Genomic DNA, 11,810 nt, shown 5'->3' on the forward strand with positions numbered 1-11,810 from the left:
CCTGCTGGTCATCTCGCTCGTCGTGATCGTCCCGTATCTGGTGGCCACCTTCCGGAAGGAGCGGCGACCGTGAGCGCCCCCACCCTCGCGGCGGGGGGCGGCCCCCCCCCCCCCCCCCCCCCCCCCCCCCCCCCGGGGGGGGGCCCCCCCCCCCCCCCCCCCCCCCCCCCCCGCGGACGTACATGGCGCTACCCGGGATAGACCGGCGCCGTCCCGTCCTGGACCACCTTCTGCCACTGCTCGCCCGCCGACAGCCGCACGATCCCGTCCGCCTCCGAGTGCGCGACGAGCGGCAGCTGCTCGTCCTCCGACGCGGCGATCTCCTTGACGTTGGCCAGCGCGGAGGGCGAGGTGCCCAGCGGGGTGGAGCCGTCGACCTGGACGTACTGCATCTGCTGCACACCGCCCTTCTCGCTGCCGACCACCACGAGGCGGCTGTCCCCGGCCCAGGACATGGCCGTGACCTCCTCCAGCTGGGGTGCGACGGAACGCGGTTCGAAGATGTACGCGCCGTCGGGCTCGTCGGCCTTGGACCGCTCGATGCGCCCGATCTGGAGCGAGCTCCTGCCGTCCTTCTCGACGATCAGCGCGACGCGCACCCCGTCGGCGGCCACCCGCACCGCCTCGACGCGCCCGTCGACCTCCGGCGCCTGCACGACGACCGGCTCGCCCGCGCCCTTCCGCAGCAGAATCAGCCTGGGGTTCTTCGGGTCGCGGTCGGCGACCCACAGATCCCCGTGCGTGTCCCAGCTGGGCGTCGTCAGCCGGTCGTCGGCCGTCCTGCCCTGGCTGCGCACCACCGGCTCGGCGAGCGAACCGCCCGGCACCAGTGATCCGACGTACAGGTTCCGGCCGTCGGCCGACACTCCGGCGGCGGTGTCCTCGTCCCGCGACACCGCGGCGGCCCGCAGCTTCTTGTCGCCCTCGCCCAGCGCGCCGGGCACCGGCTCGGGCTTCTTGTCGCGGTTGCCACCGGGCATCCGTACGAGCCGCTGGTCGTGATCGATGAAGTACTGGTACTCCGGGTGCTCGCCCGTGCCGTGCGAGGCGACGCTCTCGGCCTTGGCCTTGTTCAGCACGCACAGTTGCGAGCCGTTCGACCTCTGGAGCTCCACCTCGTCGACGCCTGTGGGCGTCAGATTCCGGAGAGTGAGCAGGATCTGGGCCGCCATCTTCCGGCACTGGGGGCTTCCGACCCGGTCGGCCTTCGCGTTCAGCGGCACCGCGACGCTGTTGCGGTCGTCGGGCGAAAGCGACACATCGCCGTTCTTCAGTTCCGTGCCCGAGGGGAAGCTCGACCTGACCACCGGGTCCAGCCAGCTCGTGGGCCCCTTCAGCAGGGCGCGCACGATCTGGGTCATCGGGTCCACCTGCGCGCGCACGTAGACGGGGTCGGCGACGGTCCCCAGGGGGCCGCCGGTCCCGGAGGTCCCGTTCGACGCGTAGTAGTACTTGTTCACGGACATGTAGTTGCGCTGGAAGTCCGAGGTGCCCATCACGACGCCCTGCGGCAGGCCGTCGATACGCCACTGCTTGTTGCTCTTCAGCTTGGTCAGATGCACCGATCCGCTGTACTGGCCGGAGTCCGGCCCGTAGGCGTGCCGGGCGTCCACGGTGGCGACCTTGCTGCCGTTCAGCCGGAACAGGACGTCACGGCTGCCTTCCTTGGTCCCTGAGGGCGCTCCCACGGGCTCCGGCGCGTCCGCGAGGACCGTCGTCGAACGGTAGGGATCCCACGTCTTGCGCGCACTGTCGGTGAGGTACTTGCCGGCCGTCTCGTACTTGGCGTCGTCGCTGGTCAGCGCCTCCAGGAAACCCTGGACGATCTCCGCCGCCGAGGCGCCGGGATGCGGCGGCACGGCGTAGACGCGGACCTGCGAGTCCTGGCGCGGGGTGGACTCCACCCCGCTCAGATCCCCGCTGTCCGGCATCGAGGCGCACCCCGCCAGCAGCAGGGCTCCACAACCCGCGTACACCATGACGCTCACCGAACGGCGTCCGCGGACACCGTTCCCCCCGCGGTCAGCGCCCACGAAATGCCTCCCCATGTCCGAGCTCCTCCGGCGTCTCGCCGTCCCGCCCCCGCTCCTGCGCGGTCCGTTCCCGGCCGGTGCCGGATGTCTCCTCCTGGCGGCGCAGCGCCCCGGCGGGCCGGGGCACCACACGAGCGCCGTTGCCCGGCAGCGCCGTCGGATCGGCCGTGGGCGAGACCCCGGACAGCCGCGGGGGCATCGCCCCGCGCGGCGGCATCGGATCCGCCGCGGACGCGGACTGCTGCACCGGGACCGTGGCACGCTTCGTGGCGCCGCCGTGCGGCAGACCGGCGTCGTCGAGTCCGCGGTTGCGCCGGGAATCCCTGGGTTCCAGGGGTATCGGTGATCCCCTGAGCGGCTCGTCCGCCGTACGCGGCAGAGTCAGCCGGAACTGCGAACCGCCGCCCGGCTCGCCCCATGCCTGGAGCCAGCCGCCGTGCAGCCGTGCGTCCTCCAGGGCGATGGACAGCCCCAGACCCGTGCCGCCGGTGGTACGAGCGCGGGCCGGGTCGGCCCGCCAGAAGCGGCTGAACACCCGGGTGGCCTCGCCGGGCTTGAGCCCGACGCCGTAGTCGCGGACCGCGATCGCGACCGCTCCGCCCGCCGCGGCGAGCTTGACGACGACGTCCTTGCCCTCGCCGTGCTCCACGGCGTTGACGACGAGGTTGCGCAGCACCCGCTCGACCCGCCGGGCGTCCGCCTCGGCTATCAGCGGCTGCTGGTCGCCGACGACGCGTATACGCGTTCCCTTGCGCTCGGCGAGCGGCTCGGCGCCGCCGACCACCCGTCGTACGACCTGCCTGAGGTCGATGGCGTCGGCCTCCAGGGCCGCCGCGCCGGCGTCGAACCGGCTGATCTCCAGCAGGTCGGCGAGCAGCGTCTCGAAGCGGTCGAGCTGGTCGGCGAGGAGTTCGGCCGACCGGGCGGTCACCGGGTCGAAGTCCACGCGCGCGTCGTGGATGACGTCGGCGGCCATCCGCACGGTGGTCAGCGGTGTGCGCAGTTCGTGCGACACGTCGGAGACGAACCGCCGCTGCATCCGGGAGAGGTCCTCGAGCTGCTGGATCTTGAGCTGGAGGTTCTGCGCCATCTTGTTGAAGGCTTCACCCAGACGCGCGATGTCGTCCTCGCCGGTGACCTTCATACGTTCCTGGAGGCGTCCGGCGGAGAGCCGCTCGGCGATCCCGGCCGCCATGCGCACGGGGGTGACGACCTGGCGCACCACGAGCCAGGCGATGGCCCCGAGGAGCACCACGACGAACAGTCCGGCCGTCGCGAGGGTGCCCTTGACCAGGCTCAGCGACTTCTCCTCCTGCGTCAGCGGGAAGAGGTAGTAGAGCTGGTACGCGTCCCGGTTGGGGTCGTTGACCTGCTTGCCGATGACCAGCGCCGGCTGGGACTCCTTGCCGTCCTTGTAGACGACTCGGGTGTAGCTCTGCGCCGCCGTGGTGCTCTGGTCGAGCCGTTCGCGCAGGTTCTCGGGGATGCTCACCGTCGAGTCGACCTGGCCCGACGATCGCGGTGCGAGGCCGCCGCTGCCGTCGCCCGAGGCGGTGGAGTTCAGTGTCACCACGTCGAACGCGCCCTGCCCGCCACTGGACAGGGACACGACGAGGTCGGTCATCCACTGGCTGACGTTCTTGGACGGGCGACCGTCCGGGTCCGTGCCGTCGTCGCCGTTCGCCGTCGCCGCCGCGTCCGCCTGCTGCTTGGCCACGCCGAAACCGCCGGTGGCCTGGCTCTGCGAGGCCCGCACCTTGGCGTCGAGCAGGCCGTTGCGCACCTGCCCGATCACGACGAAGCCGAGAAGCAGGACGACGCCCATCGACATCATCAGCGTCGTCGCGACGATCTTGAGCTGGATGTTGCGCCGCCACAGCCGCATCACGGGCAGCAGCGGACGACGCACCCAGCGTATGAGCAGCCGGAGAACCGGGCTGCCCTGGACCCCGCCCTGGAGCAGTCCTCCTTCGAAGAACCGCTCCCAGCGGGAGCCCTTCATTTTCCGGCCGACAGGCCGCCCCGAACGATCCCCCTGCTCAGCGGACGCCGAAGCGGCACTGTCCCATGACATGTCAGCTAGGTCCTGCCTTGTATCCGACGCCTCGAACGGTCACCACGATCTCCGGGCGCTCCGGGTCCTTCTCGACCTTGGAGCGCAGTCGCTGGACGTGCACGTTGACCAGACGGGTGTCCGCCGCGTGCCGGTAGCCCCACACCTGCTCCAGGAGGACCTCACGCGTGAACACCTGCCACGGCTTACGAGCCAGAGCGACCAGCAGGTCGAACTCCAGCGGCGTCAGCGCGATCGACATGCCTTCCCGCTTCACAGAGTGACCGGCCACGTCGATGACGAGATCGCCGATCGACAGCTGCTCGGGTGCCGGTTCCTCCGAACGGCGCAGCCGCGCCCTGATCCGCGCCACCAGCTCCTTTGGCTTGAACGGCTTCACGATGTAGTCGTCGGCGCCCGATTCGAGGCCGACCACGACATCGACGGTGTCGCTCTTGGCCGTGAGCATCACGATCGGCACCCCTGACTCCGCCCTGATCAGGCGGCACACCTCGATGCCGTCCCTGCCGGGCAGCATGAGGTCCAGGAGAACCAGGTCGGGCTTGGCGTCGCGGAAAGCGGCCAGCGCCTTGTCGCCGTCGGCTACGAAAGACGGCTCAAAACCTTCACCACGCAACACAATGCCGAGCATCTCGGCCAGTGCGGTGTCGTCATCGACGACAAGGACTCGTCCCTTCATAAACGACATCATCCCATTAACTAAATCGTTACCTGGCGTGACAAGTCACACAGCTCGGCGAGAGCCTCAGCCGTCACGGGCGAAACAACGCCCTCTTCGGTGACGATCGCCGTGATCAACTCCGGCGGCGTCACGTCGAACGCCGGGTTGTACGCCTGGGTCCCCAGGGGTGCCACAGGTATACCTCCTCCCGGCTCCACACCCACCACCGGCGCCTGCGGAGCCGCGATCTCCGTCACTTCATGACCCGCGCGCTGCTCGACCTCGATGGACGCGCCGTCGGGCGTGTCCTGGTCGATCGTCGTGACCGGCGCCACCACGATGAACGGCACATGGTGGTACCTGGCCAGCACCGCGAGCGGATAGCTCCCCACCTTGTTCGCCACCGAACCGTCGGCGGCGATGCGGTCGGCCCCGACCAGCACCGCGTCCACCTCCCCTGCCGCGAACAGCGAGCCCGCCGCGCTGTCCGTGAGCAGCGTGTACGCCATTCCGTTGCGAGCGGCCTCGTAGGCCGTCAGACGGGCGCCCTGGAGCAAGGGCCGTGTCTCGTCCACCCAGAGCCGGCGCAGCTGCCCCGCCCGGTGCGCGGCGAGCGCCACCGCGAACGCGGTTCCCTCGCCGCCCGACACCAGCGCACCGGTGTTGCAGTGCGTGAGCACCCGGTGGCCACCGCCCGGCAGCAGCTCGCCGAGCAGCGCCAGACCGCGTGCGGCCATGCGCGAGCTCGCCTCGGCGTCCTCGCGGTGCAGCGCCCGCGCCGCGCCCAGCGCCGCCGACGCGGCAGCCGCCTCGTCTCCGCCCGCGGACAGCGCCGCCCGGTGGGCCGCCTGTGCCCGGCGCACACCCACCGCGAGATTCACGGCGGTCGGCCTGGCACCGGCCAGCGCGTGGGCGGCCTCCTCCACGTCGAAGCCGCGTACGGCGGCGAGCGCGACGCCGTACGCCCCGGCGATGCCGAGCAGTGGTGCCCCTCGCACGGCGAGCGTACGGATCGCCTCCACCAGCGCGGGGGCGTCCGTGCACACCAGCTCGACCTCCTCCGCGGGAAGTCTCGTCTGGTCGAGAAGGACCACCACGGGGCCTTCGGGCGGCTCGTGCCAGCGGATCGCGGGTATCTGCGTCGGCTCGCTGTCCTCGCGGGGTTGCGCGTACTGATCGGCCATTCGCCCAGTCTGCCCCGTACCCGCCGGACTATTGAAGGTGTGCAGCCCATACGGGGCCCGTCCCTTGCCGGGCGCGCCGTGACACGATGGCTCTCGACCTGCCGCCGCGACCGCGGGACGGGCACCGTGAAGGAGCGACGATGAACGACACTCCGGGCTGGGCGTCGCCCGGATCTGCCCTCTCCGGCGAAGAGGAGCCGGACGCGTCCGGCACCCCGCGGCCGGTGGACCAGGACGGAGCGAATCCGCCCGAGCAGCCCTCGAAGTGGTCCAAGGAGCAGCCTCCGCCGGCCCAGTGGTCCGCGCCCGGCGCACAGGGGCCCGCGCAGGCCCCACCGCCCACCGCGCCCTACCCCGGCTGGGGCGGCCGGCCTCCCGGCGGCCAGGGCGGTGGACACGGCGGCTGGGGAAGCCCCGGACAGGGCGGCCCCGGCGGCCCTGTCCCCTGGGGCGGCACCTGGGGCGCGCAGCCGCCCGCCGCCAAGCCCGGCGTGATCCCGCTGCGCCCGCTCGGCATCGGCGAGATCCTGGACGGCGCCGTCTCGACCATGCGCGGCTACTGGCGCACGGTCCTCGGCATCTCGCTGACCGTCGCCGTCGTCACGCAGATCGCCATCATCCTGCTCCAGGGCTTCGTCCTGGACGACAGCGCCGACACGGAAGCGCTCAACGACCCGAGTGCCACCCTCGGCGAGCTGAGCCGGGCCATGGGCGGCGTCCTGCTCAGCTCCGGTCTCGTCCTGCTCGTCACCCTGCTCGGCACCATCATCGCGACGGCCCTGCTCACAACGGTGACCAGCCGCGCCGTGATCGGCAAGCCGGTGACCACGAGCGAGGCGTGGCGGGACGCGCGTCCCCAGCTGGCCAAGCTGTTCGGTCTGACCCTGCTGCTCCCGCTCATCGCCGTCGCGATCCTGGGCGCCGGCGCGCTCCCGGGTCTGCTCGTCGTCGCGGGCGGCTCGCCCGAGGCCGGTTCCTCGCTCGCCATCCTCGGCGCCCTCGCCGCGGGTGTCGTCACCCTGTGGCTGATGATCCGCTTCTCGCTCGCCTCCCCCGCCCTGATGCTGGAGAAGCAGGGCATCCTGCAGTCGATGCGCCGCTCCGCGAAGCTCGTACGCGGGTCCTGGTGGCGGGTGTTCGGCATCCAGCTCCTCGCCACGATCATCGCCAACATCGTGGCGTCGATCATCGTGATCCCCTTCGCCGTCCTCGCCGCCGCGCTGAGCGGCGACGGCCTCACCGGCTTCCTCGACAGCTCCGGCGGCGACCTCGGCTGGACCTTCCTCATCGTCAGCGGCGTCGGCTCGGTGATCGGATCCATGATCACCTTCCCGATCACCGCCGGCGTCACGGTGCTCCTGTACATCGACCGGCGCATCCGCCGCGAGGCCCTCGACCTCGACCTGGCCCGAGCCGCCGGCCTCCAGGACTACGGCAACACGGCCTCCGGCACCACACCGGGGAGTTGATGCGGTGAACGGGGCGGGGGGAGTTCTCACGGCGGTACTCGCGGGGCCGCACACCGGTGCGACGACGGTCCTCGCGCTGTCCCGAAGCGACACACCACCGGTGACCACGCCGCGCGAGGCCGCACGGGAGGCGGCCCGACGCGAGCTGTCCAAGCGGATGTACCACGAGAACGACCCCAACCTCGTCCAGCGGGCCCTCAACGCCTTCTGGGACTGGGTCGACAGGATGTTCGGCGCCGCCTCCGCAGCGACACCCGGCGGAACGCTCGGACTGGCCGTCATCGTCCTCGCGGCCGTGGCGGTCGTGGCCGCCCTGTGGTGGCGCCTGGGAACGCCGCATCGCACCCGGGCCTCGTCCGCCACCCTCTTCGACGACCGCCCCAGGAGCGCCGCCGAACACCGCGCCGCCGCCGAGGCGCACGCCGCCCAGGGCCACTGGAACCAGGCGGTCCAGGAACGCATGCGCGCGGTCGTGCGATCCCTGGAGGAACGCGCCCTGCTCGATCCGCGCCCCGGCCGCACGGCCGACGAGGCCGCCGCCGCGGCAGGCCGCTTCCTGCCCGCCCACACCGACCGGCTGCGCGCGTCGGCCCGCGACTTCGACGACATCACGTACGGCGGCCGCTCCGGCGACCCGGACGCGTACCAGCGCCTCACCGAGCTCGACCGCGACCTGGAGCGCACCCGGCCGGTACTCACGGACAACGCCCCCGGCGCGCACCGCGACAGCCGCCAGGGGGCCGCCTCATGACCGAGGCCACCCTCGCCTCCACCTCGTCCTCGCCCACCACCCGGCAGCTGTGGACCCGCGCGCGCGGAGTCGTCCTCGCGCTCGTCCTCCTGCTGGCCGCCGCCGTGGTGATAGCCGCGGTCCGCTCGGACGCCCGGCACGGCCGCCTCGACCCGCGCTCCGCGGACCCCTCCGGCAGCCGGGCCGTCGCCCGGCTCCTCGCCGACCAGGGGGTCTCCACACGTGTGGTCACCACTCTCGGCGAGGCCGGCTCCGCGGCCGGCCCCGACACCACCCTGCTGATCACCTCCCCCGACCTGCTGACCAAGCGTCAGCAAAGCCTTCTGCGCTCGGCCACGGAGCGCTCTGGCGGCCGTACGGTCCTGATCTCGCCCGGACAGCCCTCCCTCGGCACCCTCGCCCCCGAAGTCACCGCCGATCCCGCGGTCAGCTTCGACTCCACGCTCTCCCCCCGCTGCGGTCTGCCCGCCGCCCGCCGGGCGGGCAGCGCCGACACGGGCGGCATCCGCTACAGCACCACCGACCCGAACGCCGACACCTGCTACCCGAGCGACGGACTGCCCACGCTCCTGCGCGTTCCGGCACGCTCCGGAAGCGGCGACACCGTCGTCCTCGGCGCCCCCGACATCCTCTACAACGAGCATCTCGACGAGCGGGGCAACGCCTCGCTCGCGCTCCAACTCCTCGGCTCCCGCACCCATCTGGTCTGGTACCTCCCCTCGCTCTCCGACGACTCGGCCACCGACGCGGGCGGCCGGAGCTTCTTCGACCTGCTCCCCTCGGGCTGGCTCTGGGGCACACTCCAGCTCTTCATCGCGGCCGTCGTGGCAGCCCTGTGGCGGGCACGCCGCATGGGCCCCCTCGTACCCGAACGGCTTCCCGTCGCGATCCGCGCCTCCGAGACCGCGGAAGGCCGCGCCCGCCTCTACCGCAAGGCGTCCGCCCGCGACCGCGCGGCCGCCGCTCTCCGCTCCGCCACCCGCACCCGCCTCGCCCCCCTCATCGGCGTGCCCCCGACCCAGGCGCATGCGCCCGAGACCCTGCTCCCCGCCCTGGCCGCCCACGTCGACGGCGACTCCCGGGCCCTGCTCCCGCTCCTCTTCGGGCCGCCGCCCCGCGACGACGCGGCCCTCGTCTCCCTCGCCGACCAACTCGACGCCCTCGAAAGAGAGGTACGCATTTCATGATGGACCCGACCACTGACAACGCCGGGTACACCGGGTACTCCGGGGACGCGGACACCGCCCGCGCCTCCCTGGAAGCCCTGCGCACCGAGATCGCCAAAGCCGTGGTCGGCCAGGACCCCGCTGTGACCGGCCTCGTCGTCGCCCTCCTCTGCCGCGGACACGTCCTCCTCGAAGGAGTCCCCGGAGTGGCCAAGACGCTGCTCGTCCGCGCCCTCGCGTCGGCGCTGGAACTCGACACCAAGCGCGTCCAGTTCACCCCCGACCTCATGCCGAGCGACGTCACCGGCTCTCTCGTCTACGACGCCCGCACCGCCGCGTTCTCCTTCCAGCCCGGCCCGGTCTTCACCAACCTCCTGCTCGCCGACGAGATCAACCGCACGCCTCCCAAGACCCAGGCGTCGCTGCTGGAGGCGATGGAGGAACGCCAGGTCACCGTCGACGGCACACCCCGTCCGCTCCCCGAGCCCTTCCTGGTCGCCGCGACCCAGAACCCGGTCGAGTACGAGGGCACCTATCCCCTCCCGGAAGCCCAACTGGACCGCTTCCTGCTCAAACTGACGATCCCTCTGCCCTCCCGCCAGGACGAGATCGACGTCCTCACCCGCCACTCCGAGGGCTTCAACCCCCGCGACCTGCGCGCCGCGGGCCTGCGTCCGGTGGCCGGCCCCGCCGACCTCGAAGCCGCCCGCGCCGCGGTCGCCAAGACAGCGGTCTCCCCCGAGATCACCGGCTACGTCGTCGACCTGTGCCGCGCGACCCGCGAATCGCCCTCACTCACCCTCGGCGTCTCCCCGCGCGGCGCGACGGCCCTGCTCGCCACGGCCCGCGCCTGGGCCTGGCTGACCGGCCGCGACTACGTCATCCCCGACGACGTCAAGGCCCTGGCCCTGCCGACCCTCCGCCACCGCGTACAACTCCGCCCCGAGGCCGAGATGGAGGGCGTGACGGCCGACTCCGTCATCAACGCGATCCTCGCCCACGTCCCCGTCCCCCGCTGATGGCACTCACCGGACGCGCCGCCCTCCTGGCGGCCCTGGGCGCGCTCCCCGTCGGCATCTGGGGGCCCAGTTGGACAGGCATCCTCGCCGTGAACGTCCCCCTGGCCCTGGCCTGCGCCTGCGACGCCGCCCTCGCGGCTCCCGTACGACGCCTGGGCCTGGCCCGCTCCGGGGACACCTCGGTGCGCCTCGGTGAATCCGCGGACGTCACGCTCACGGTCACCAATCCCTCCGGCCGACCTCTGCGCGCGCACCTCCGCGACGCCTGGCCGCCGAGCAGTTGGGAACCCGGCACGGAGGTCGAGGCCTCCCGTCACCTTCTGACGGTCCCCGCCGGCGAACGCCGCCGTCTGACGACCCGTCTGCGCCCCACGCGCCGCGGTGACCGCCGCGCCGACCGCGTCACGATCCGCTCGTTCGGCCCGCTCGGTCTGTTCTCCCGTCAGGGCAGCCACGAAGTCCCCTGGGCCGTACGCGTCCTGCCGCCGTTCACCAGCCGGAAGCACCTGCCTTCCAAGCTGGCCCGGCTCCGCGAACTCGACGGCCGCACCAGTGTGCTGACGCGCGGTGAGGGCACGGAGTTCGACAGTCTGCGCGAGTACGTTCCCGGTGACGACACCCGGTCCATCGACTGGCGCGCCACGGCTCGCCGAACGACGGTCGCCGTCCGCACCTGGCGTCCCGAGCGCGACCGCCACATCCTTCTGGTCCTCGACACCGGCCGCACCTCGGCGGGCCGCGTGGGCGACGCGCCCCGCCTCGACGCCTCCATGGACGCGGCCCTCCTCCTCGCCGCCCTGGCCTCCCGCGCCGGCGACCGCGTGGACCTCCTCGCCCACGACCGCCGCGTACGCGCCCTGGTCCAGGGCCGTTCGGCAGGCGACGTCCTTCCGTCCCTGGTCAACGCGATGGCCGGGCTCGAACCGGAGCTCGTGGAGACGGATGCCCGCGGCCTGACCGCGACAGCCCTGCGTACGGCCCCGCGGCGCTCCTTGATCGTGCTTCTGACGACCCTCGACGCGGCCCCCGTCGAAGAGGGCCTGCTCCCTGTGCTGTCCAGCCTCACCCAGCGCCACACGGTTCTGCTGGCATCGGTCGCGGACCCGCACGTCGCACACATGGCGAAAGCCCGGGGAGACGTGGACGCGGTGTACGAGGCAGCGGCGGCGGCGCAGGCCGAGGCGGGGCGTCACCGCACGGCCGAGACGCTGCGGCGGCGCGGGGTCACCGTCGTCGACGCCACTCCCGACGAACTCGCGCCGGCCCTCGCGGACGCCTATCTGGCCCTGAAGTCCGCAGGCCGCCTGTAGAACAGATCCGCGGGCCGGAAGCAGAACAGAAGACTGGTCAGGCAAATGCCTTTCGGAAATACCCTTGGAATGCGATTTTCCCCGGGAACGCAGAAAACCCCCGGACCGGTATCCCCGGTCCGGGGGTTTTCTCAAAAATTGTT

The 11,810-nt window shown here is 72.2% G+C and carries 9 protein-coding genes; 5 read left to right on the forward strand and 4 right to left on the reverse strand.

Annotated features, from left to right (window positions below):
* Positions 1–188 precede the first annotated feature (188 nt).
* From ACF07B_RS42640 to mtnA, 4 genes are read right to left on the reverse strand one after another with little or no spacing between them, the layout of a single operon-like run.
* Positions 189–1,979: an LpqB family beta-propeller domain-containing protein gene (locus ACF07B_RS42640; protein ID WP_392182903.1), complete on the reverse strand. Its 1,791-nt coding sequence runs from the start codon at positions 1,977–1,979 to the stop codon at positions 189–191.
* Positions 1,980–2,022: 43 nt separating this feature from the next.
* A complete protein-coding gene (gene mtrB, locus ACF07B_RS42645) occupies positions 2,023–4,107 on the reverse strand; it encodes an MtrAB system histidine kinase MtrB (protein WP_369485733.1) in 2,085 nt (694 codons plus the stop codon).
* Between the two features lies 1 nt (position 4,108).
* The gene (mtrA, locus tag ACF07B_RS42650; protein WP_192582811.1) at positions 4,109–4,798 is read right to left on the reverse strand and encodes a two-component system response regulator MtrA; all 690 of its coding nucleotides are present in this window, start codon (positions 4,796–4,798) and stop codon (positions 4,109–4,111) included.
* 8 nt (positions 4,799–4,806) lie between these two features.
* Positions 4,807–5,952, reverse strand: coding sequence for an S-methyl-5-thioribose-1-phosphate isomerase (gene mtnA, locus ACF07B_RS42655; RefSeq protein WP_392182904.1), 1,146 nt, complete (start codon positions 5,950–5,952; stop codon positions 4,807–4,809).
* 140 nt (positions 5,953–6,092) lie between these two features.
* On the opposite strand from mtnA, the gene ACF07B_RS42660 reads away from it, so the two are divergent.
* Genes ACF07B_RS42660 through ACF07B_RS42680 form a run of 5 tightly spaced genes read left to right on the forward strand, consistent with a single transcriptional unit; the run spans position 6,093 to position 11,667 of the window.
* Complete coding sequence (locus tag ACF07B_RS42660) at positions 6,093–7,421, forward strand: hypothetical protein (protein ID WP_392182905.1); 1,329 nt, start codon at positions 6,093–6,095, stop codon at positions 7,419–7,421.
* Between the two features lie 4 nt (positions 7,422–7,425).
* Positions 7,426–8,172: a DUF4129 domain-containing protein gene (locus ACF07B_RS42665; RefSeq protein ID WP_392182906.1), complete on the forward strand. Its 747-nt coding sequence runs from the start codon at positions 7,426–7,428 to the stop codon at positions 8,170–8,172.
* Positions 8,169–9,359 carry a DUF4350 domain-containing protein gene (locus ACF07B_RS42670; protein ID WP_392182907.1) on the forward strand — a complete coding sequence of 397 codons (1,191 nt, stop codon included), beginning with the start codon at positions 8,169–8,171 and terminating at the stop codon, positions 9,357–9,359. Before ACF07B_RS42665 ends, ACF07B_RS42670 begins: the two co-directional genes overlap by 4 nt.
* The gene (locus ACF07B_RS42675; protein ID WP_384238169.1) at positions 9,359–10,357 is read left to right on the forward strand and encodes an AAA family ATPase; all 999 of its coding nucleotides are present in this window, start codon (positions 9,359–9,361) and stop codon (positions 10,355–10,357) included. The genes ACF07B_RS42670 and ACF07B_RS42675 overlap by 1 nt, the downstream gene beginning before the upstream one ends.
* Complete coding sequence (locus ACF07B_RS42680) at positions 10,357–11,667, forward strand: DUF58 domain-containing protein (RefSeq protein WP_392182908.1); 1,311 nt, start codon at positions 10,357–10,359, stop codon at positions 11,665–11,667. Before ACF07B_RS42675 ends, ACF07B_RS42680 begins: the two co-directional genes overlap by 1 nt.
* The last annotated feature ends 143 nt before the right edge of the window (positions 11,668–11,810 follow it).

Origin of the sequence: Streptomyces sp. NPDC015532, from assembly GCF_043078065.1 — a bacterium.
Classification (GTDB): Bacteria; Actinomycetota; Actinomycetes; order Streptomycetales; family Streptomycetaceae; genus Streptomyces.